Annotated in this window: 24 protein-coding genes and 1 pseudogene; 16 read left to right on the top strand and 9 right to left on the bottom strand. The window is 46.8% G+C overall.

Annotated elements, in window-relative coordinates; translation table 11 throughout:
* Positions 1 to 6: 6 nt before the first annotated feature.
* The 3 genes from hypD to BTJ40_RS11425 all read left to right on the top strand — a co-directional run bounded on the left by hypD (position 7) and on the right by BTJ40_RS11425 (position 2,867).
* Complete coding sequence (hypD, locus tag BTJ40_RS11435) at positions 7 to 1,134, top strand: hydrogenase formation protein HypD (protein WP_108735250.1); 1,128 nt, start codon at positions 7 to 9, stop codon at positions 1,132 to 1,134.
* Positions 1,100 to 2,137 carry a hydrogenase expression/formation protein HypE gene (gene hypE, locus BTJ40_RS11430; RefSeq protein ID WP_108733209.1) on the top strand — a complete coding sequence of 346 codons (1,038 nt, stop codon included), beginning with the start codon at positions 1,100 to 1,102 and terminating at the stop codon, positions 2,135 to 2,137. Before hypD ends, hypE begins: the two co-directional genes overlap by 35 nt.
* Positions 2,138 to 2,234: 97 nt before the next feature.
* Positions 2,235 to 2,867, top strand: coding sequence for a LysE family translocator (locus BTJ40_RS11425; RefSeq protein ID WP_108733208.1), 633 nt, complete (start codon positions 2,235 to 2,237; stop codon positions 2,865 to 2,867).
* 102 nt (positions 2,868 to 2,969) lie between these two features.
* Here BTJ40_RS11425 and BTJ40_RS11420 read toward each other — a convergent pair whose 3' ends face one another.
* Complete coding sequence (locus tag BTJ40_RS11420; protein WP_108733207.1) at positions 2,970 to 3,545, bottom strand: hypothetical protein; 576 nt, start codon at positions 3,543 to 3,545, stop codon at positions 2,970 to 2,972.
* Between the two features lie 196 nt (positions 3,546 to 3,741).
* On the opposite strand from BTJ40_RS11420, the gene BTJ40_RS11415 reads away from it, so the two are divergent.
* The 3 genes from BTJ40_RS11415 to BTJ40_RS11405 are packed head-to-tail and all read left to right on the top strand — an operon-like array spanning position 3,742 to position 5,941.
* Positions 3,742 to 4,059, top strand: a complete 318-nt coding sequence (locus tag BTJ40_RS11415) for a DUF3325 family protein (RefSeq protein ID WP_108733206.1) — start codon at positions 3,742 to 3,744, stop codon at positions 4,057 to 4,059.
* A gap of 4 nt (positions 4,060 to 4,063) precedes the next feature.
* Positions 4,064 to 4,336, top strand: a complete 273-nt coding sequence (locus BTJ40_RS11410; RefSeq protein WP_108733205.1) for a hypothetical protein — start codon at positions 4,064 to 4,066, stop codon at positions 4,334 to 4,336.
* A gap of 21 nt (positions 4,337 to 4,357) precedes the next feature.
* Positions 4,358 to 5,941 carry a PepSY domain-containing protein gene (locus BTJ40_RS11405; protein WP_108733204.1) on the top strand — a complete coding sequence of 528 codons (1,584 nt, stop codon included), beginning with the start codon at positions 4,358 to 4,360 and terminating at the stop codon, positions 5,939 to 5,941.
* A gap of 256 nt (positions 5,942 to 6,197) precedes the next feature.
* Here the strand turns inward: BTJ40_RS11405 and BTJ40_RS11400 are convergent, their stop codons facing one another.
* From BTJ40_RS11400 to BTJ40_RS11385, 4 genes are all read right to left on the bottom strand, one after another.
* On the bottom strand, positions 6,198 to 6,767 hold the full coding sequence (locus BTJ40_RS11400; protein ID WP_108733203.1) for a carboxymuconolactone decarboxylase family protein: 570 nt from the start codon (positions 6,765 to 6,767) through the stop codon (positions 6,198 to 6,200).
* A 112-nt stretch (positions 6,768 to 6,879) separates the two neighbouring features.
* Positions 6,880 to 7,794 (bottom strand): SMP-30/gluconolactonase/LRE family protein, encoded by a 915-nt coding sequence (locus BTJ40_RS11395; protein WP_108733202.1) that lies wholly within the window; start codon positions 7,792 to 7,794, stop codon positions 6,880 to 6,882.
* 169 nt (positions 7,795 to 7,963) lie between these two features.
* The gene (locus BTJ40_RS11390; protein ID WP_108733201.1) at positions 7,964 to 8,665 is read right to left on the bottom strand and encodes a cytochrome c biogenesis CcdA family protein; all 702 of its coding nucleotides are present in this window, start codon (positions 8,663 to 8,665) and stop codon (positions 7,964 to 7,966) included.
* Positions 8,658 to 9,068, bottom strand: coding sequence for a thioredoxin family protein (locus tag BTJ40_RS11385; protein WP_238151981.1), 411 nt, complete (start codon positions 9,066 to 9,068; stop codon positions 8,658 to 8,660). Before BTJ40_RS11385 ends, BTJ40_RS11390 begins: the two co-directional genes overlap by 8 nt.
* 402 nt (positions 9,069 to 9,470) lie before the next feature.
* Here BTJ40_RS11385 and BTJ40_RS22310 point away from each other — a divergent pair, with 402 nt between their 5' ends.
* The gene (locus BTJ40_RS22310; RefSeq protein ID WP_157954032.1) at positions 9,471 to 10,079 is read left to right on the top strand and encodes a hypothetical protein; all 609 of its coding nucleotides are present in this window, start codon (positions 9,471 to 9,473) and stop codon (positions 10,077 to 10,079) included.
* Positions 10,080 to 10,199: 120 nt separating this feature from the next.
* Here the strand turns inward: BTJ40_RS22310 and BTJ40_RS11375 are convergent, their stop codons facing one another.
* Positions 10,200 to 10,568 carry a putative quinol monooxygenase gene (locus BTJ40_RS11375; protein WP_108733199.1) on the bottom strand — a complete coding sequence of 123 codons (369 nt, stop codon included), beginning with the start codon at positions 10,566 to 10,568 and terminating at the stop codon, positions 10,200 to 10,202.
* A gap of 434 nt (positions 10,569 to 11,002) precedes the next feature.
* On the opposite strand from BTJ40_RS11375, the gene BTJ40_RS11370 reads away from it, so the two are divergent.
* On the top strand, positions 11,003 to 11,860 hold the full coding sequence (locus tag BTJ40_RS11370; protein WP_108733198.1) for an urea transporter: 858 nt from the start codon (positions 11,003 to 11,005) through the stop codon (positions 11,858 to 11,860).
* A gap of 620 nt (positions 11,861 to 12,480) precedes the next feature.
* Complete coding sequence (locus tag BTJ40_RS11365; RefSeq protein WP_108733197.1) at positions 12,481 to 13,305, top strand: alpha/beta fold hydrolase; 825 nt, start codon at positions 12,481 to 12,483, stop codon at positions 13,303 to 13,305.
* Between the two features lie 184 nt (positions 13,306 to 13,489).
* Here BTJ40_RS11365 and BTJ40_RS11360 read toward each other — a convergent pair whose 3' ends face one another.
* Positions 13,490 to 13,978 carry an SRPBCC domain-containing protein gene (locus BTJ40_RS11360; RefSeq protein ID WP_108733196.1) on the bottom strand — a complete coding sequence of 163 codons (489 nt, stop codon included), beginning with the start codon at positions 13,976 to 13,978 and terminating at the stop codon, positions 13,490 to 13,492.
* A 451-nt stretch (positions 13,979 to 14,429) separates the two neighbouring features.
* Between BTJ40_RS11360 and BTJ40_RS22790 the strand changes: the two are divergent.
* From BTJ40_RS22790 to BTJ40_RS11330, 7 genes and pseudogenes are all read left to right on the top strand, one after another.
* Positions 14,430 to 14,852: pseudogene (locus BTJ40_RS22790) on the top strand (NAD(+)--rifampin ADP-ribosyltransferase); the annotation flags it as partial.
* The gene (gene arr, locus BTJ40_RS22785; RefSeq protein ID WP_255422911.1) at positions 14,853 to 15,248 is read left to right on the top strand and encodes an NAD(+)--rifampin ADP-ribosyltransferase; all 396 of its coding nucleotides are present in this window, start codon (positions 14,853 to 14,855) and stop codon (positions 15,246 to 15,248) included. It begins immediately after the preceding pseudogene.
* Positions 15,249 to 15,518: 270 nt separating this feature from the next.
* Positions 15,519 to 15,863 carry a helix-turn-helix transcriptional regulator gene (locus tag BTJ40_RS11350; RefSeq protein WP_108733194.1) on the top strand — a complete coding sequence of 115 codons (345 nt, stop codon included), beginning with the start codon at positions 15,519 to 15,521 and terminating at the stop codon, positions 15,861 to 15,863.
* Between the two features lie 221 nt (positions 15,864 to 16,084).
* Entirely contained in the window at positions 16,085 to 16,558 is a 474-nt protein-coding gene (locus BTJ40_RS11345) for an SRPBCC family protein (RefSeq protein ID WP_108733193.1), read from the top strand.
* 105 nt (positions 16,559 to 16,663) lie between these two features.
* Positions 16,664 to 17,314: a dihydrofolate reductase family protein gene (locus tag BTJ40_RS11340; protein WP_108733192.1), complete on the top strand. Its 651-nt coding sequence runs from the start codon at positions 16,664 to 16,666 to the stop codon at positions 17,312 to 17,314.
* 242 nt (positions 17,315 to 17,556) lie between these two features.
* On the top strand, positions 17,557 to 18,033 hold the full coding sequence (locus tag BTJ40_RS11335; RefSeq protein ID WP_108733191.1) for a VOC family protein: 477 nt from the start codon (positions 17,557 to 17,559) through the stop codon (positions 18,031 to 18,033).
* 158 nt (positions 18,034 to 18,191) lie between these two features.
* Positions 18,192 to 18,743, top strand: a complete 552-nt coding sequence (locus BTJ40_RS11330; protein ID WP_108735248.1) for a dihydrofolate reductase family protein — start codon at positions 18,192 to 18,194, stop codon at positions 18,741 to 18,743.
* A gap of 76 nt (positions 18,744 to 18,819) precedes the next feature.
* On the opposite strand, the gene BTJ40_RS11325 is transcribed toward BTJ40_RS11330, so the two are convergent.
* Together BTJ40_RS11325 and BTJ40_RS11320 are read right to left on the bottom strand one after the other, a co-directional pair.
* The gene (locus BTJ40_RS11325; RefSeq protein WP_108733190.1) at positions 18,820 to 19,227 is read right to left on the bottom strand and encodes a DUF427 domain-containing protein; all 408 of its coding nucleotides are present in this window, start codon (positions 19,225 to 19,227) and stop codon (positions 18,820 to 18,822) included.
* A gap of 515 nt (positions 19,228 to 19,742) precedes the next feature.
* Positions 19,743 to 20,732, bottom strand: coding sequence for a hypothetical protein (locus tag BTJ40_RS11320; protein ID WP_108733189.1), 990 nt, complete (start codon positions 20,730 to 20,732; stop codon positions 19,743 to 19,745).
* Between the last annotated feature and the right edge of the window lie 514 nt (positions 20,733 to 21,246).

Below are 21,246 nucleotides of genomic sequence, written 5' to 3'. Positions count from 1 at the left end.
CCTGTGATGAAATACCTAAAGGAATACCGCAACAGCGAAACTATCCGGGCAATGGCAGCAGAAATCCGGAAAATAAGTTCTCATACATGGACCCTTATGGAAATCTGCGGGGGGCAAACTCACGCAATCGCAAAATATGGCTTGCAACAGCTGCTACCTGACGGAATTCAACTGGTACATGGCCCTGGCTGTCCGGTTTGTGTCACTCCCCAGCCAACCATTGATAGAGCTATCGCCATTGCAGCAATCCCGAATGTGATTTTCTGCTCTTTTGGCGATATGTTGCGAGTACCGGGCTCTGACCGCGACCTGCTAGAAGTCAAAGCTTCCGGGGGCGATATCCGTATCGTCTACTCGCCGCTTCAAGCACTCAATTTGGCAGAGCAGAATCCCGGTAAACAAGTCGTTTTCTTTGCGGTGGGTTTTGAAACGACCGCTACCGCCAATGCCCTGGTGCTTTCCCTCGCCAAGCAAAAGCAAATCAACAACTTTTACGCATTGATATCCCAGTTCCTGGTTACACCGGCAATTCAGTCGATATGTGCCCGTGAAGACTGCCGGATTCAAGGTTTCCTTGCTGCGGGTCACGTCTGCGCAATTACCGGATATCGGCAATACCGCAGCTTGGTGCAAAAGCACCAGGTTCCAATAGTGATTACAGGCTTTGAACCCCTGGATATCCTTGAAGGCGTACTCCGGTGTGTCCGTCAATTAGAGAGTGGCCGCTGTGAAGTAGAAAACCAATATCAGCGCGCGGTTACTAAAACGGGTAATACCGTTGCCCAGGACTTGATTAAACAGGTCTTTAAAGTAGCAACACAACAGTGGCGGGGTATAGGTGAGATTCCCGCTAGCGGTCTGGTATTGAACGACGATTACTCAGGATTTAATGCAGAACAAACATTCAATCTGCCAGCAGTTAGCATTTCTGAAAACAATGGCTGTATCAGTGGAGATATTATGCTGGGGCTGAAGAAGCCCGGAGACTGCCCTCATTTCGCCAAGACCTGCCACCCCCTGCAGCCGCTGGGAGCACCAATGGTTTCCACTGAAGGCGCTTGCGCAGCCTACTATCGCTACCGGAATCAGGTGGAATCGAATGAATCTACAGTGTCCAATTCCACCAAACGCTGAAGAGATCATACGTCTCGGCCACGGCAGCGGTGGGGAGATGACCCAACGCTTGATCGATCAATATATTCAACCTGTCTTCGATAACCCCTGGCTCTCCCAGGCCCATGACAGTGCAACACTTCCATGGAAACCGGATCAGCTCGTATTTACCACCGACTCCTTTGTTATCTCACCGCTTTTCTTTCCTGGAGGCAATATCGGTGAGCTTGCCGTTTATGGCACCGTCAACGATTTGGCCATGGCAGGCGCGGAACCCAAGTTTCTAAGCTGTGGCTTGATTCTCGAAGAGGGGTTGCCTCTGGAAACTCTTCAACGGGTTCTGACTTCGATGGCTGAGGCTGCCCGGAACTCAGGAATTACCTTAGTCACCGGCGATACCAAAGTAGTAGAGAAAGGGAAGGGGGATGGGCTCTATATCAATACCAGCGGCATCGGTACCCTAATAGGAGAACAACCCATTGATCCCAACCGCATTTGCCAGGGTGACTCTATTATCCTGTCTGGCGATCTCGGCCGCCATGGCATGGCGGTAATGGCCAGCCGAGAGGGACTCGAGTTTGAAAGTGATCTCCTCAGCGACTGTGCTCCACTGAATGGTGTAGTTGCACAAATGATCAATGCCGGAATTGAAGTCCACTGTCTTCGAGATCTCACACGGGGAGGGCTTGCCACTGCATTGGTGGAGCTAGCAGAAAACTGCGGGCGGACCTTCTTCTTGGAGGAGAGCAAGATACCTGTTTGTGATGCCGTGCAGGGCGCTTGTGAGTTATTGGGACTGGACCCACTCTATGTAGCGAATGAGGGGCGTTTTGTGGCTTTTGTCCCCGAAGCAGATATTGGGCTGGCACTTTCCATTCTCCGAAAAGCAACAGCAGATAGCAGCTTTGCGGCTATTGGTACTGTTGGGGGAGGAAATAGCTCCCAGGTTATTTTAAAAAACAATCTGGGATGTGATCGGTTATTGCAGCGTTTGCCTGGGGAGCAGCTGCCAAGGATTTGCTAGGCAGGAGCCCGCAAGAAGCCTCAAAAGCACAATTTATGTACAGTTTTTGAGAATATAGAATCAAAGCAATAAATTCTTAAAGAACATTGGGTACCCCATGACAATCTCTACATCCCTGGTTCTGCTTATCTCAATGCTAGTACTAGCACTGATACCTGGGCCGGGAGTATTAGCTGTAGTTTCCCGGTCAGTGACACTCGACTTGCGCCAGGGGTTAATTACAGTAGTGGGAGTTGTTGTAGGAGATTATTTCTTTATTTTGTTAGCTCTGCTTGGCTTAGCAACGCTAGCCGAAACCTTGGGGAGCTTATTCATAGTTATTAAATATGCTGGAGCTGCCTTTCTTATCTGGCTGGGAGTGAATCTCTTTCTCTCAGCAAAGAGAAGCCAAGTCGACCAAAACCAAAACGAAATAGCAACAAGCCAGTCCCGTAGCAGCTTTTCAAGTTTTCTATTGGGCTTACTCACCACGCTGGGTAATCCGAAAGCTATTCTTTTCTACGTAAGCTTCTTTCCAGCATTTCTCGATCTAACTCGAGTTGCTTCTTTGGACATTGCAATTATATTTGCAATTGCAACGCTAGCCGTAGGCGGTGTGATGGCCAGTTACGCGTACCTTGCCTGCAAAGCACGGTCAACAATCAGTCAATCAGGAAAGACCCCAGCTCTAAAATACGGCTCCGGGGCTTTACTTATAGGAAGTGGTGTTTTTATTGCGGCAAAAAGTTAGTGGCTCCACAAGGTGTAGAAGTAATAGGCCCAATTACTACTCTCTGTTAGTTAGTCTAAGGAAGACGGCCGTTATACTTAGCTTTAAAGCTACTCACTCATATCAGCCTGCTAATGCTACTTTTAGTGCCTTCCAGATTATTTTTGCATCATCCAGCGCTCGATGAACTGTGAATTTGTCAGAGCCCTCCAGCTTTTCGCGTTCATTCATGAATGCTCTTAAGTGATTTTCAGAGTCACCAATTAGCTCCTGAATATCCCTGAGTTCAAACTCCTGGTGAATACCAGTATCAGAAAAAAGGGCATTGCACCAAAAACTGTCCCAGCGCAGGGCATCACAATAGACAATCTGCCCTGAAAGAATCCTGTTTAGGCTATAAGCCACTGTAGTTGGATCTATACCCTCGGATTCTAGCTTTGATCGGGAAATGCTATGTATCGATTCAGCATCATCGGACCAATAAGACCAGTGTGGCACTGGTCTTATTAGCGCCTGGTATTCCACTGTTTCAGAGTAGAGGCCAACTTCTATAGGGTAACTCTGCTTGGCTAAGCCACTGGCTTCGAAGTCAATAATCCACATGATAAGAACGATAAGATATGGAAGAAAGGTAAAAGAACTTAGCGCCTCTTCCTTGCTACCTTCCAGTCTGTCTGCATTTTCAAGCCAATTGAACAAACATGTATCTTAAGATAGACTACAACTGATAATGATTATTATTTGTGGCTTACATTTAAACCCGGTAGATCGCTAAATACAAAGCTTCCCAGTATTGAAGACAATGTTTGCAACTACGAAACTCCATTTCTGTAAAGAATAAGCGCAATGTTCAAAAAATCCGCGACCTCTAAGCAAAGAAGGCTGGAAAACTTCAATGTCTAACCTGGTGGCTTTCCTACTTACTTATTTTGCTGTACTACTAGTTTTTGTAACCAGACATAAAGATCTACAGCCCGGCAGTTTTAAGCGCTTGCGAAGAATTGCCTGGTGGGTACTTCCGTTGAGTTCAATTCCTTATGGATTCCTATATGGCTGGGAAGTAGGAATACCCATCTGGCTTTGTGTCGCGATGTTCTGCGCTTTATTACAAGCGCTGCTCGCCCCAATCAAACCTAATTGGCTGCTTCGCCATTTTCCGCTGTCAGTAGTGGGCTTGTTGGTATTAGAGCAGGCTCTTCTGACTATCGGATAACTCTATGGCTGCTTCAATAAAAATCAGTTGGCAACAGGTCGCCCTGACCATTGTGCTGAGCATTATCTTGATGTTTTCCAGCACGGTGATGTTGTCGATTTACTGGCCGTCCGCCGAGCCAACAGAACGGATGGCAGCGGGATCTATGTTATCGACACTTTTATGGGTCGGATATATGAGTATGGGGTTACTCGCCGCCTCCACTTGGCGCGCAGCGGCATACCTGTTGTCTCTATTGCTGGTCATGCTCGGACTAAGCGCTCTTTCTTTTTTATAATTTTCGGTCTAGCCAACTTAAATGCAACAGCGTAGCAATATCCTTTTTTACGAAATTCACTCCTGGATTGGGGTGTTATTTTCTATCCTGCTATTCGTAATTTCCTTTTCCGGCGTGGTCGCACTATTTGGCCACGAGCTGACCCAATGGGAACGCCCCGAGCATCGTATTGCCTTCGATGCTGAAGCGCCTGTGGATGTAGATCGACTGGTCGCTCCGGTGCTCGCCGAGGCAAATATCGGTGAGGACAGCTTTTTTATGATCTCAATGCCAGACTACTACCATCCTATGCTGGAAGTGCTCTGGACTGATGCTGAAAGCGAGGAAACCGAGGTACGCCATATAAACCCCAATACCGGTGAAGTGCTGCCGCCCAGCGGCTCTGATTTCGCTGAGCTATTGACGTATATGCACACTGATCTACTGTTTCCCAGGCCTTTTGGACGCTACCTGGTTGGACTGATGGGCTTGGTGATGCTGCTCTCGATATTAAGTGGCATCATCATTCACAAGAAAATCTTTAAAGAGATGTTTAAATTCCGTGTGGATCGCAGCAGGCGGCTCAAATGGACAGACCTGCACAAAGTATTAGGGGTCTGGCCGCTACCGTTCCATATAGTGATTGCTTTTACCGGCGCAATACTTGGCCTGAATGGCATTATGATCCAGGTTGCTGCATTTTCTGCTTTTGAAGGTAATGTGGAAGCAGCAGTCGCCTCGGTAGTGGGGGAACATCCTGAGATAACTGGCGAGCCTTTGGAGTCCAGTAGCTATAATCAAATACTGCTGCGCTACCAGAACCAAGTGCCTAATGCGAAACCTCAAACCATTTATGTGGAGGCCTACGGAGATCGAAATCAGGTTGTCCAAGTCTCGGGCCAAACAAACGAGGCGCTGGTGCGCTTTGTAGATGTCAAATACCGCAGTGAAGATGGCGAAGTAGTTAATATCAATAACCCCGTGCAGGACTCAGGTCCGTTTATGCGGGTGTATTTTTCACTGACTCCACTTCACTACGCACTCTACGGTGGCTTCCTGATAAAAGCCCTGTACTTTGTGTTGGGATTGGCATTGTGTTTGATGATGGTAACGGGCACCGTTATCTGGCAGGTTCGCAAGGCACAGAGGCAAAAGCTCCCCTCTGGTGATATCAATACCCGAGGTTCCGGCTGGTTCCTCAGTTTGCTCACGGTAGGGGTTTGTGCCGGTTTGGTTGTCGCCACCGCGGCCACTTTCTATGCCAATAAGCTGTTACCTCCCGGTAGTGGTGGCGATCAGCGCTTTCACTGGATTGAAATGGTGTATCTCTCTGTATGGGGGGTGGCCATAGCCTGGGCGATATTGCGCCGCCAGATAAAACCTGCATTAGCAGATCTCTCACTTTGCGCAGGCCTGCTGCTGTGCGGTATCCCTATGCTGAATGCACTGGTAACGGGGAACGGTCTGCTGGTCCCCTGGAAGTCCGTCACTTTGCCAGTGGTCCTCACTGACCTGGGTGCCCTGGTAATGGGGGGCATTTGCCTCTATACGAGCCGATATATCTATAGGCAGGTATCCCAGTCAAAGCTGTCTGCAGATATACCCCAAGTTGTTGCCGCCCAATAACGGGCTATTTCCTGCGAGATGGCGAATGCCATCTCGTAAACTCTATAGAATCTGTACGGCGTTGGAATATGGCCCTGCAACCTATCCCAACTACACACTTTACCTTCCTTCCACTCAATCACTCTCGAAGAGAGTGGTATTTGCTTTCAAGCATTTAGAGGACGCTACTTTTTCCACAACTTACATATAGGATGAGTGTGGAGTTGAGCTGGATAAACCCAAAACGTTCTTGCCCCCTCCCGAATCAAGATATTCCCTAACTTCCGTCGCCGGGTATGGAAACATCAAAACCATTCAAAATAGCAGAGACCTGATGATAGCCAGCCACGAGAAAGACCAGCTCAGCGGCACCTTCATCACCAAAAGCACTAACGGCCATCTCCCAAGTAGCCTGTGGCAAGCGGCCGCCGGCTGCAAGTGATGCGGCGACATCATAAGCAGCAGCCTCCTCAAAAGTCAGGTCTATTGGGCGCTGGCCTGCCGCGATAGTGGCAATTTTACTCCTCGCCAACTCACTCTTCTCCCCAATAATCGTATGGGAGTACAATTCATAACCCGCTTTAAACCTGGCTCCGGTCACCAGAATCGCGACCTCCCTGGAGGTCTTGGGCAAAACAGGCTTATCTGCAATGGCCTTGATATAGTCCCACCAAGGCTTCCCATACCTGGGATATTGCAAAGCCGGAGCCCAAGGCCCTAGCAAAGCCCCATCCTTGCGCTTCTTGATAAAACCCGAGAAATAACTCTTCATCTCGGTGCTCATATCTTCGTAGAGAGGTTTCTGTTCTTCGTCGAGTTCTTCAGGCGGGATGGCGGGGATACGCAATTGACACCTCTCTTTTAAAATCTACTGTTGAGATTTATCACTTCCAAAGATCCTACTTACGCAAAGCGTGAGTTCGGGAAATCTTGTCTGAGGAGACCCATTCAAGGATAGATCAGCCACCAAATTTTGGTTCAGGAAGCCCTCGGACACCGAGCCCATGAATCGCCAGGATACAGCCAGGCTGAGGGTGCCGAGCCAGCTCTTCTTTAGTAAGGAATGACTGCTGAGATGTGACAAACAGTGTCTCGTAGTTCTTACCGCCAAAAGCGATGCAGGTAGGGCTGCGAATCGGCAGGTCGATCTCTCTATCAAGCCTTCCTTTAGGGTCTACTCGCAAGATTTTGCCCCCAAGGTTCAACGCAAACCAGTAAAACCCCTCCGTATCTACCGTTGCACCGTCGACAATTCCTGGTTGTCGGTCTTCTATGGAAAAGAAAGGGCGCCGGTTGCTAATCCGGCCGTCACTGATATCCAGATCGAATACGTAAACCATATGTCCAAAGGTATCCCCGAAATACATTCGCGTATCTTCAGGGTCAAAAGCAATGCCGTTGGCTACAACAAAGCGAAAATCCTTATCGGCCTTTCGGTAGGTTAGATCGGGTTCCAAACAATAGAGATAGGAAGATTTGTCTTTAAAACGCACATCCATGCTACCGCACCAGAAACGCCCATAGCGGTCCACTTTGCCATCATTCAAACGACTGTGGGGCCTACCGGGTTCAGGATTAACGATTGTATCGACACGCCTGTTTTCCAAGTCGATCGCAAAGAAACCGGACCGCCCCCCTCCGATCATTCCACCTCCACGGCGGAAGCCAAAAGAGCCTATTTGTTCAGGCATCTCCCAGGTCTTGCATTCACCTGTCTCGATACTGAAGCGTTTTATGGTTGGAGGCCGAGCATCAGTGGGGTCAGGCTCGGGGTTAACGTGATCAGCCCAATAAATAGACATATCTTCCGCTGACCAGATTGGCGTTTCGCCCAATCCATCATTGCACTCCCATAGACATTCGATTTCTACCATCGTAAATCCTCCAAAATGAAAAGTGCGTATTTACGCCGACGACGGGAATGAATACCTAATCATTAATAACGCTAACTCTGTATTTGCAAGTTAAGAGCTCACAAAAAAGGCCGGATAAGAATACCCAGCCAAAAAAAACAACAGCGCTCGACTAGTCGCTAAAGAGTCATCAAAAACTGAAAGTCCACTCGGGAATCCAATTTAAAGCCCAGGCTTCCATTACTTTATCGAGCCCACTCAAGACCAGGACCCCAAGCAGTAATAGTATAAGACCCAGCACTGTTTTACCCCCAATCGCGACAGCCCCTACTGACGGTGATAGTCGAGTGTAAATCTGCCTCGATAGCCCCCCAGCCACTAAAAGCGCTGCACCGGTACCTAGCCCGAAAGCAAACATCACCATAAATGACTGCCCCAACTGTTGGCCCATGGAGGCGAGAGCTATAGCTGCACCCAGGGTAGGGCCAACACATGGCAGCCAGATGATTCCGGTAAGGAAGCCAATACCAAACTGCCCAGCCCAAGCTCCATCACCGGTATTGCTCGACCCTGCGGTGATTTTTGATAAGCGCAAGGTCAGCCAATCGGAAAGTGGTTTGATCAACAAGACTAGTGCAACCGCCACTAACATTATCGCGGCAATATAGCGGAAGAGTTCTGGGTCTAATCCTAAGGAGACCAATAGAAAGCTCAGCACCGTACCTGCCAATGCAAATGACAAGCTCAGCCCAATAGCTAACGCGTACGGCCCCCAGCGCCCGGCACTATTAGAAGCCCCGACAACCATTGGCACCAATGGCCAAACGCAGGGAGAGAGAATACTGAGAGTACCCGCGATCAAAGCCAGGGGGATGGCGCTAAGCTCAAGCATTGTCAGTACAAGCCTTAACTGAATCGAAGATATTCTGCTGAATTACATCGGCACGAGTTTCGGCAACACTGAACCACACCTGTTGCTCTCCATTAAACAGTAGTAGCGTTGATTGCCGAGGAGCGCGGAAGTGCTTAACCCACATTTTCTGGGAGTCGAAATCCACATTCAGGATCGTAAGGCCACACTGGGCATTGTCCCTCTGAAACTGCGCCAGAATCTCGCCCTGCTTTTTACAGGTTGGACACCAATCTGCTCTCACATCGATCAAAATGGGTCGTTTGGCGGCTTGTAACTCCTTGAATCGTTCTTCGGAAAATGGCTCTGATGCTAGAGCGAATGGCATAGAAAAAACTAATGTAGCGGCGATCAAGGTGCGAAGAGCTAAGCGGATAAATTTCATACAATCCATATCCTTAGTGGCAGGGTATAAGCCCCAATTTGAAGACAATCTGTTTAGATACCCACCTTGGTCGTACTGGAGTGCAAATTCTTACAATAAGGCTAAGAGGATTTGTTTGACTAGGAACCCTGGGGCGATTCTCTGTGTATTCAGGAACGAAGAAGGCTAACTGGAGGAGGGCGATGGCCTCATTGTCATAAAGTAACAACCAGGTGAAGTTGGAGGCTCCAAAGAACTTATAAGATCTGTGGGAGTCCTACCTGTTATCGCACTAATCACAGAGTTTTTCGGAAAAGGATTTTGGCCAGGTCTATTGAGATATGGTCTACGAAGTAGATGGATTTTAATACGACGACACCTGCACTCTCCAACATCAAAACCACCAAAAATTGGTGCTTTGCAGTGTCAGTACTTATTGCTATTGGAACCCATATAGCACTGATAGTTGTTCCAGTATCAATAGCTCCAGGTCCAACTCCTAGGACCAACACGTCGCTAGAAGTCAATTTACTGGCCCCATTTACTCCTCTGCCTTCTACGTCTCCGCCAACTGCTGAAGAACCGAGCGCAGTATCAAAGCAGGATACCGCTCCGACAGATGGAGTAACCGTTACTAGCCCGCCAATACCTGATAGTTTGAATAAGGTGAAGCCAGCCAAAATAGAAGAGCCACCACCCAAATTGGAAGGAGCATTAGAGGCAAGGCCCCATTCCGAGGATCTCCCAACTGCGCCAAGGTCAGGGCGACAACCGTCTGTATTCAATCCCGCTCTTGAGAGAAAAATAGCCAGGGAACGCAACAAAGTCCGTCGATATCAGCCTACAGAAAACAGATACCAGACCTCGACAGGAACCTTTGTTCAAGTTGGAGACCGCTGTTTTGATGTTAAAGAGCTACCTGCTACAAATACAGATAGTGATCTAAACCCATGGTTTGGTGCGAAGTGTCCAGATAATTCCAGATCACAAGCAGAAATCGATCGATTGGCTGAGAAATATGGGATTCCATGAAACTGCTGGAGTAACTTTTTATAAATGAAAGGGTACCCAACCTTCACCAGCTGTCTTGAAACATGTAGTTATCAACTCAACTGGTGAAAGTCTTACACCTTTACTGTCTTCCCTTGAAGGTTAGTGAGCCTTACCGCCTGAACGTTCAAATCCAGCATAAGGGTGGTATAGAGTTGATTGCAGGCCTGAGTGACGCTCCCGAAGATCTTGTGGCATATCTCCCAGGTGGACCAAGCGAGTTGGTTCAGCAGCCGCTATCCAACGGTCGGCGAAGTTGTCCCACGAGTCAATATGCTTATGGGCAGACTTGGAATCCTTGAAATGCTCGTAGATAAGCACGTTTCCATCATCGGTTACGTAATACTGGTAGTTCAGGGTTCCACCTTCTTTCTTAGTTGCTGCGACCATCTCATTCACAACAGCTTTGAACTCCGCTTCATGTCCCTTTCTTATCTTTCCTTCGATAATCCAACCTACGTTATTAAACATGCTTGCTACCTCATTATCGAAAGTATCGTTTAACCATATAACACCGGAAGAGTTTTAAAGTACAATTCAAGGCGCTTAAGTGGTGTGTTGAATTGTAGATGATTTTTGGGAAAACTCATTCCGTCACAGGCAGTGGAAAAAATCAAATTAGCTAAAGCAGGATATGGGCTTCTGGTCAGAACGTGACAGTCAACCAAGTAGCACTACAATATATGGAAAAAAGATCAGCTTAACTGGTAACTATGGCTTTGCTCATAGCTTATTCTGAATGACCTGAGATTACTATGCATCTTATGGGTATAAGTATGGCCGATAACAAGTGAGCGGGCAGAGCCCATTTGTTAAGCTCACACGCAACACATTTTATTTACACTTGGCTCGAAAATCTGGCAGCCACTCTAGCTTATCCGAATTAAGGCTGTATTAAAGATATTATGACAAAGCCGATACTTACAAAACTCAAATATTGTCTTGTTAGCATCTTCAGAGGAATTAGCCAAGTTATCCTTCAAAAAAACGCTTTGAGTGGCTTTTTATTCTTACTTGGTGTAGCACTTAACTCAGCTGCAATGGCTCTTGGAGTTATACTTGGTGTTACCACCGCGACTATCTGTGCGAGTATTCTAAATTACCCCGTAAAACAAATTGAAGATGGACTATTTGGGTACAATGGAGCTTTGATCGGTGTAGTCATATTCTTATTATATGCACCATCCCTAATGACTGTTTTATTGATTGTCGGTGGAAGCGCTTTAACAGTCTTGATCATGCGCTTTATGATGCTTCACTTTGTCCTTCCTCCTTATGCTGCACCATACATTCTGGTGATATGGGCTATATGGATATTGGCTTTAACGCTAGATGTAGTGCCAACTGCAACATTCGAGAACGAAAACACTTCGACCTGGGGGATATTCGAAGGTATAGGCCAAATTATCTTTCAGAACAATGCCATTACAGGTATTTGTTTTTTAATTGGAATTTTTATCTCGAATAAGTCTCATGCATTTTGGGGCATTATTGGTGGATTACTTGCCACATTACTGGCCATGTTCCTAGCTTTATCACCAACATTAATCCTTGCAGGACTCTTTGGTTACAACGCTTCTCTGAGCGCTATTGCATTATCAAATGGAAGTAAGCAGTGGCTGGCCCCACTTACAGGAAGTGTATTAACTGTTCCAATCGCAATGGCTTTTATGAGTGCTGATATTATTGTATTAACTTCGCCATTTGTTATCGCTAGCTGGATCATATTATTGATACAGAGGAAGCTTACATTAACTCATTAATCCAGCTAATTAGAGCAATCTTTGCCGCAATGCAGGTATTGTGCCCCATGATAAGTCACCAATTAATTATTTTTGATCCTGTATTAGAGATAAAATAGCTAATGATAGCAATGAAATCCTTCAACACCAGGTACCTGACCGCGACAGAGACCTTTATTAAAATAGGGGGCCACTGTTTGATGTAAGAAACCTGACCGCAAAAACATAAAAGCTGACTTAAAGTCATAATTCGGAATTAAATATATTAATCCTTCAAAATCGCACCCAGATATTGAACGTCTGTCATAAAAACATGCCCTCCGAATCTGCGAGTGGACAATTCTAAGCTTCAAGCTTGGAGTCTTTCATTACCTGTTGGATACCTGGATGCCTACTGGGCATTATCAGAAGATAAAGAACCCGGTTATGCCAACAAGTAGATCTACATAACAATTGAAGTTTATGGCATGACGAATCCAGCTAAACTCATATAATTGATTTGCAAACCCCTTGGTAGCTCTACAAGAGAGCCATTTACTTTCTACCCGGATTCAGAATTTTTCACTGCATAATTTATCAGACTGTCAGCGGTGGAACCAGTCAGTGCCAGCGGCATACTCTTACTCACGAGGAATAGTTCAATGGGCATGATACTCACAAAGGATGGCGCCGAGATCTACTATAAGGACTGGGGCTCAGGGGAGCCAATTGTGTTCCACCACGGCTGGCCCTTAAGTAGCGACGAATGGGACTCACAGATGCTCTATTTCGTAAAGCAAGGATATAGGGTCATTGCTCACGACAGACGCGGTCATGGCCGCTCAAGTCAGATTCCAACAGGCCATGACATAGATCACTATGCCTTGGATGCAGCTGCGATTACAGAACACTTAGGCCTGAGCAACGCCATACATATCGGGCACTCCACAGGAGGGGGTGAGGCGGCTACCTACGTCGCTCGATATGGCAAAGGGCGCGTCGCAAAGCTGATCCTGGTAGCGGCAGTCCCGCCAATTATGGTGAAAAGTGATATAAATCCAGAGGGCATTCCGATAGAGGTTTTTGATGACTTCCGCAAACAACTTCTAGAAAATCGTTCACAATTTTACCTTGATGTTGCAAGCGGACCATTCTACGGTTTCAACCGGTCAGGGGCAGTAGTTTCTCAGGGAGCTATCCAAAATTGGTGGCGTCAAGGCATGATGGGTAGTGCCCTGGCCCATTATGAAGGTATTAAGGCATTCTCAGAAACCGATTTCACGGAAGACTTAAAAAAGATAAATGCGCCAACACTAATAATGCATGGAGATGATGATCAGCTTGTGCCAATAGAAACTTCCAGTATGCTTTCTGCCAAACTTATCAAGAATTCAACACTAAAAGTTTATACTGGGTATTCTCACGGAATGCTCACAAACAATTCCAGTATACTTAATTCCGACTTACTCGCCTTTATAAAAAGCTAAGGAGCCTCTGAATAATTCCGTAATGTCTCTGTGGACCTTGAAGGCTACAAATATTGAGTGCAGCTCTTTACAAGGGCTGCAAAAGCAAAGGCAAGCGAACTCTGTATTGGGAAAACCTCGAAGCTCAAGAATTCGAATATGTACTAACCACGCCCAAAATAGTGACATCCGCCAATATACCTTTTCAGGTCGGAATAGCAGATTCGGTCAGTACAGCTTCCATTTGGCGAATTGACTGGGCCCAACTGACTTTTGCCAATTTTGCGTAGTCAGTATTGAGGAGCGTATGTGTCAGGGTAACGATGGTACCAAGCTCGCTGTCCCTGAATACAACTTCGACCAGAGACGCATTCTCTTGCGGCTCAGTGCCGTTTGGCAGGTTGAGATTACAATGCTCATGGACTTCAAAAATTAAACGCTTTGGCCTGTCAACGTCGCGATATATACCGGACATAACGCAGGAACTGCCATTTGGAGCGCTCATCTCAAAAGCAAAGCACCCGCCAACCTTGGCAGTGAGATTGAGTACACGTGTCGTGAAATTGTCAGGACCCCACCATTTTTCAACCATGCTCGGTATGACCCAGGCATCAAAGACCTTATCCGGCGTTGCCCGAACTGTATAAGAGATAGGTTCGGTTCGAACATCACTTTGAGAAGTAAAATCGATCACTATTTCACCTTATTCTTTTAAGTAGGGGGCTTTCTGTGGTCTATCAACAGTGAAACATACTATTGCTGCCCTCCAGTACCATTCAATCGAGTTTACCAGCCTATATGATCGAAATTAGATAGTTATGATAGAAATTGTTGCTGCCACTTGAGGCACGATCTTTCTATATTCAGTGTATAAGTAGTGACATATTGACCTAATTTTTATCACTCAATACAGTTACCCAGAAGGCTAACTATAATCAACGGTAATCCTTGGGTGTCTAAAGCCCAGGCAATCAGGCTGTGCTAAGAGTTTCCTTGCTTTGCCCGACAGAAAAGCACCTACCAAACCAGGATAAAAGCAAACAAGGTCGACATTGCCGCTCTCGAAATTATCTAAAGTTGATTGGCAGTAAAAAGAACTCAGCTGTAAGCGTGCCTCCAATATTCTCCGTGCCGCTACCCACGGCATGGCGAAGTCTGGATGCTTAAGAGGGTGGGCCATTCACAACCAATTCAAAATTCATGGAGGTTCCAATAACATGGTTGATAACCAGCCAGGCAGCGGAGCTGAGAGCCCTATGGCTCAATCTGATATTAGGCAGTTTTATCACGGCTCTCGAAAGAATCTTAGTCCTGGGGATCTCGTCACAGCCAGCGATCCATTTGGCGCTATGGGTGACAAGACTGACGTGTCGCTCACCTATATGTCACCCAACCTGGATGCAGCCATCTGGGCAGCAGAACTCGCCGAGGGTAACGGCCCGCCGAGGGTCTATGTCGTGGAGACAGAAGGTGATATTGAAGATGCGACCGAACTTTTAAGCGAGCAAGCACCGCGCCACCCTTATATGTCACATCGATCGAAGGGGCAGGTACGAGTTAAATCGGAAATCCGGGAGTGGACTTACTATCACGGAACACGAGCGGACCTAAAAACAGGGGATATGCTCATGCCGGGAAGCAATCCAAACTTCGGCCAGGAAGCACTCAGCCATATTTACCTGGCCCGGACACTCGATGCTGCAATTTGGGGGGCAGAACTGGCACTTGGGGACGGTCCGGAGCGTATCTATATCGTTGAGGCAACAGGGCCAATCGAAGATGACCCCAATGTGACTGATAAGCGGTTTCCTGGTAACCCTACAAAGTCATTCCGGTCTCTCAAACCTTTACGTGTAATAGGAGAGGTGAAAGATTGGCAGAGCCACCCAAAGGAAGCACTGGAAGCCATGAAGACAGGTATTGCGGAGCTGGCTAAACAGGGTATGGGCCCTATTGACAACTGACAGGGTGTTACAGGTATTTCAATCGAACAAAAATCTGAACAAGTTTTACTCAGATAAAAGTAGCCTTGATGATCTGAGCACATGCTGAAACTGTTTTTTATGCGTAGCTAGAAACGGCAGCCTTTACATATGGGTGCTTGACCTTGGATACAAGCAACAACACTGTCTCACCATAGACTCGAATCCTAACACGTTGATTGGGATGATTATCAAGGTCACGCCAAAGCCCCAGCCATTGCCTAACGATTTTTCACCGATATACTTATTAAGATGGAAAAAAATCACGACAACCTGAATACTGTTTTCCAAGCTTTGGCTGATCCAACACGACGCGCTGTCATTCAGCATTTGATAGAAGGACCAGCGTCAATTACCGAGCTCGCAGAACCATTCGAAATGGCACTCCCTTCGTTCATGAAGCACATTGGTGTGCTGGAGGATGCGGGCTTGATTCGCTCCAAGAAAACCGGTCGCGTGCGAACCTGTGAGATAAAACCTAAGCAACTGACAGCGGCACAAAAATGGATCAATACACAAACGGCCATATGGGAAGGCCGGATGGCTCGGATGGCGAGCTATGTCGAAACGCTCGATGCAGAAGAGCAGGATGACTAAGTACAACAGAGGTAGATGACCCAACAATACAGATCCCATGGGCATAAGCCAATTTCTCGCCCTCCATCCCACCTAGAGTTGAAGCTTTAACCGCACGGAGCCATTCGCCGGTTATCCATTGACCTAACAATTACTATTAACTATAGTTATCCAAAAAGCTAACTATCATTATTTTTTGTACTCGGCCGTTCACGCTTTGCAAATATCGCAGAGGGATTCGCATGAGCCAAGATTTATCCCACGACACCATATCGATCAGTAGAACGATCAAGGCACCGAGAGAGCGGGTATTTTCCGCATGGGAAGACCCGCAAGCCCGCTCGATATGGGGGCCTCCCTCAGAAGATGAAGCAATCGAATTTCTCGAAAATGACTTTCGTGAAGGAGGCATTGACGTACATCGATGCGGTCAAAGTAGCGATCTGCGATTCCGGGTTGAAACACACTATTACGAAATCAGAAGGCCACATCGGCTATTGTTCACCGAACGTGTAACTACGGATGGCTCTCCACTGAGTATCTCTTTGGTTAGCGTGGAGATCGGCAATAGTGAAAGCGTGACAGAACTCAAGGTAACAATACAAATCGCCTCCCTGGCCGGCTCGGGAATTATCGAGGGAACTCGCAATGGATGGCAGCGCGCTCTTTCTAATCTGACTGCATACTTGGAAGCAAGAAAAGTAGAAGCCGAATAGAGAAAGGCAATATTGTTTCTCTTCGGGCTTCAATAGCCATTGAGTAACAGTCCAAGTACAACCCGCAGCATCATTTGGACCAATAGAACCAACAGGGAAGAACTTGTGCGAAAAATAATTGTAAACACGTTTATTAGCCTGGATGGTGTGATGCAGGCCCCTGGCGGTCCGGAAGAAGACACTACAGGGGGCTTTGAGCTTGGTGGATGGGTAGCGTCCTATTTTGATGAAGGTGTTGGTGAATTTATGGGCAAAGTGTTTGCAGCTCCATTTGAGCTACTGCTTGGCCATCGGACTCACGACATTTTCGCTGCGCATTGGCCAAAAATTGCTGCTGACCCTCCGCCTGAGGGTGTTGATAAAGGCGAAATCCAGCTGGCCAAAAAAATCGACGGTACAACACGATACGTGGCTTCTCGCACGAAACCTGAGTTTACCTGGGAAGGCAGCGAGTGGCTGGGGGATGACCCAATCTTGAGGCTTCGTGCAATCAAGGCTAGCAATGGCCCTGACTTGCTGGTTCCGGGCAGTGCCGATTTTATTCAAACTCTACTCAAAGCAGATCTGGTTGATCAGTTTAAATTACTGATTTTTCCTTTGGTCCTGGGTAACGGGAAACGCCTTTTCAGTTCCGGTGTGATCCCTGCAGCGTTCCATGTACAACAAGCCATGACGACAGATAGTGGTGTAATTTGTGTGATCTATGTTCGAGGCGGAAGTATCACGACTGGAGATTTCTCCCTTCAACGAGAGTAGAGCCTGCATTCTAAGCGCAAGTTGAGATAGATAAATAGAGATAGGAACTCGAAAGTTATGGAGCCCATCATTGACTTGATATTCAAGGGAAGCTGCCTAGAGGCGATGGCACATTATGCCGATACACTCGGCAGTAAGACCAGATCTGGGGCGCTCGCCAGATATCCCGACATAACTATCAATGCCAGAGCCTTTCATCAGAGTTAACATTCGATCCGTTCAAACCCCAAGGAGATGTCAAAATGACAGAACTCGTTACCTGTCTTTGGTTCGACTACGGCGAAGCAAAGAAAGCGGCGGAATTCTATGCAGCAACTTTTCCTAACAGCCATGTCGATCGTGTTAATGCGGCTGCTGCCGACTACCCCGGTGGCCATGAAGGCAGTGAGCTAACCGTTGAACTGACTATCCTCGGGCGCAAGTTTATAGGTCTGAACGGCGGCCCAAATCTAACGCCGAATGAATCGGTCAGTTTCATGGTTGTCACCGAAAACCAGGAGGAAACTGACCGTTATTGGAATGCGATTGTAAATAACGGTGGGCAAGAGAGCGCCTGCGGTTGGTGTAAGGATCGCTGGGGTCACTCGTGGCAAATTACGCCAAAACTACTACTCGACCTTACAACGAATTCCGACCGTGACAAGGCAAAACGCGCCTTTACCGCGATGATGACCATGAGAAAGATCGATATTGCGACGATTCAAGCAGCTACGAATTAGGTTTGAAGTAATGGATAGATATCACGAAAGAGTATTTAAACTGGGTATGGCCAAACCCCGAACTAATGGCGCAAGGCCCTAACAAGCTGAGTGACACTGCTCTCATCATGGTCAGTCCCACTAGACAATGCAAGAGCCAAATGTATGAGGGTCAGATAGTGAGACGCTTAGTGGTTTGGAATGTGATGTCGTTGGACGGCTGCTTTGAAGGCACCGCCCCATGGTCATTGGACCATCACGCAACAGTGTGGGGCGACGAATTAGAAGCCTTCTCTCTTCGACAGGGTGATGAAATCGGCACCTTGCTATTCGGATGTCGCACCTATAAAGGGATGGCCGATTATTGGCAAAACGAAACTGGGGCGATTGCGGACATGATGAACTCGCTTGAAAAAGCCGTGATCTCTCGCACGCTAGAAACCGCCAATTGGTCAAATACTCGTCTACTGAAAGGCGAGGCGGCCGAACATGTTCGCGCGCTCAAAAAAGAGACCGGGAAGAGGGATATCTTCGTATTTGGTAGTTCGAATCTTGTAGCTACTCTTCTCAGAGAGGGTCTAGTAGACGAGTACCGGATATGCCTGGCACCTATCGTACTAGGAGCTGGCTCACCTCTCTTCAAGCCCGACGGTATCCAGAAAAATTTTAAGCTGATGCGGGCAGGTACCCTTGAAACGGGCGGAGTGGTCCTTCGCTACAAGTGCCTATAAAGGGGCGAAATGTTATTGCAACCAGCTGCTAGGCATGGTTTGTATCATTAACCTAAAAGAGTCTATGGGAAGTGGGTCACGATGAAGTTCCAATCTCTTCGATTGCCACTTGATCTGGATAGAAGGCAATACGCCCGTTGATCACCCCGGCAAAGTCAAAAGCAGCTTCATAGGCCCATGCAATAGCTTCTCCGCTATCATCGATTGAGAAGTAGCTGGCATCGCCTTTCAGTGGGCAATAGCTTGTCTTTCCCTCTATAAGGGAGAGGGGAGCAAGAACATCTTCTTTTGGGAAGTAGAATACGGGGTCGAACATATCTTTTGCGAGTTCTGTAACTCTCAAAGCATTACTACTCTCGGCAATCACCTTGCCACCACGACGCACACGCACTGTCCTAGGCACAATCTTGGCGCGCATAAGGTGTCGGGGTTCTTTGGGGTTGTGGATTGTGTCACTAGACATCGTAACTTCTGGATAGGGCATTGATCTTTCCTTTCAAGGTATTGGCCTGAAGCGATAAGCGGGCCGCATTTACCCAAATAGAGATACACACTTATAAGAGTAAGCGAACAGCGAGCCTTCATGTCACCTCACTTGGACTCAATAGTTAGCGCTGATACGACCTTCGATGCATAAATTGTGGACGATTGCCGCCGAATTACGAATTTTCCAGATCCCGTTGAAACAATAGGGGTGGCATGGTCACGACTGATTTTGATGGTATCACCTGCTTCGCACGCGTTAGCCAACTTCCTAAAGTACCTCTCCAATTCCAGCGATTAGTAACAGTGTAAATTGGTACCGTGTGTACTAGGCGTACGGGAAGTGGTGACCAATATCAACCAATCCTTCACCACTCACAGATTTGCCAGAGCATCTATACCCCAAACATAGAAACCCTTGGGTCTCCAGGGACAGTTCTCTGATTTCGGGATAGGACCCCAAATTGCAGGAAACGTAATCGTTTCAATTAATTAGACTGCCCCCTGGGTTTTCCTTTAATGATTAAGTAGGCTTGGGTGTACTTTTCGTTTACCTACCATCCCGGTAACAATTCTCCCAACTTCCTGTTCAGAGGGAAGCTGTGCTACGTCATACGCGAACCATGCCACTGAGTCTGCATTTTCCACCGCTTTGACTTCAGTGAGCTCTGCCATAAGTGTTGCCGCTGCATCTTGTCCGCGTAACTGATTGAATGCCTGCTGTACAACAAGCTTGAACGCTTGATCATGGGTTTTACCATTGTCCTGATGGAACTTCATCCATATAGCGCCACCTTCACTAATAGCTTGATCTAATTTATCCGCAATGCCTTCATCATTGAAATATTTATGATCCACGGTTTGCGCATATTTATGTGTTCCTTCATGGATTAGAGTAACAATGCAGAATACCTCACCTTTTTCCCAAATTTTACTAAAACTCAAGCAGATAGGATTTTGATTGGGCTTCATAAAGCTTCCCCCCTTAAGTTGCCCTCCACCAGCCCATGACAACTTACAGAAGTTTGAAATTGATCTGCCCCAACTTTCCGTAAAGGGCACAAACACAAACCCGGCCGCATTTTTCGAAGGGTCCTCAATACTAAATGGATATCCTATCGTCGATATGGTAGAGCATTGAACTTTACACAAGGTGGGCATCATTTTTACATCCGCACACTCCACATCACCACTCAAGCCTATCTGGGTTTTACTGAGTTTTTGGAGTATCGCATTTACGCAATTTGAATATCTTTGTGGCGGGCAATCCATAGGGAGGCCGAAGTAGTAGGAGACTAAATTTTTAAACTTATCAGGAACCTTATCAGGGTATGTAATCGCTACAGTGCACATATCTATCGCTCGTTTTAAGATAGTTTGTGCTTCATCCAGCCAGTTTTCGAGTGATTTTTTGACCTTCGTTTGAAAAAGTATCGGCGAATTATCCTCTACCAACACGGTAAAACTCACTTCCCGGTTGATACTGCGGCTCACTATTTTTGTCATAATTATTCTCCTGCCTTTTCCTGCTACTTTCAGCGATGGAATTCACTGTTTTTGCTCTGATGCCAAACCAGAGCAAAATAGAATATATAATATTACTTAGCACGACTGTACATTAATATTCTTGAAATCATTCAGGAATAGCACTTCTTAACAATCCACCTCGAATTAAAGTGTCTTGCAATAATTCTTCTGGAGATTACTCATAGATTAATATTGTGGAGGGATTGAGGTAGTTCGCAGTATTTTGAGTCACTTTAACTGATTTTTGCTGATTTTGAACTGGGCTAGTAATTACTGAGCGTCGGCCACTACGAAACCCTGCCTAATCCAGCCCAATTAAGATGTGGTATTGATAAATCAATTTGCAGCAATGACCTGACTGATATAAAAAATCTCAACTTATCAATAAGTTAAAACTGTTTCGCCCAATATTCCCCTAGGTTGTACTTGCTAAAAAGGGAGAAGGGAAAAATACACCGCGCATGTGACCCTATGAGGCATGGATGCCGATTAA

This window comes from Microbulbifer sp. A4B17, from assembly GCF_003076275.1.
Taxonomy (GTDB): Bacteria; Pseudomonadota; Gammaproteobacteria; order Pseudomonadales; family Cellvibrionaceae; genus Microbulbifer.
This window is presented reverse-complemented; position numbering and strand designations above follow the sequence as displayed.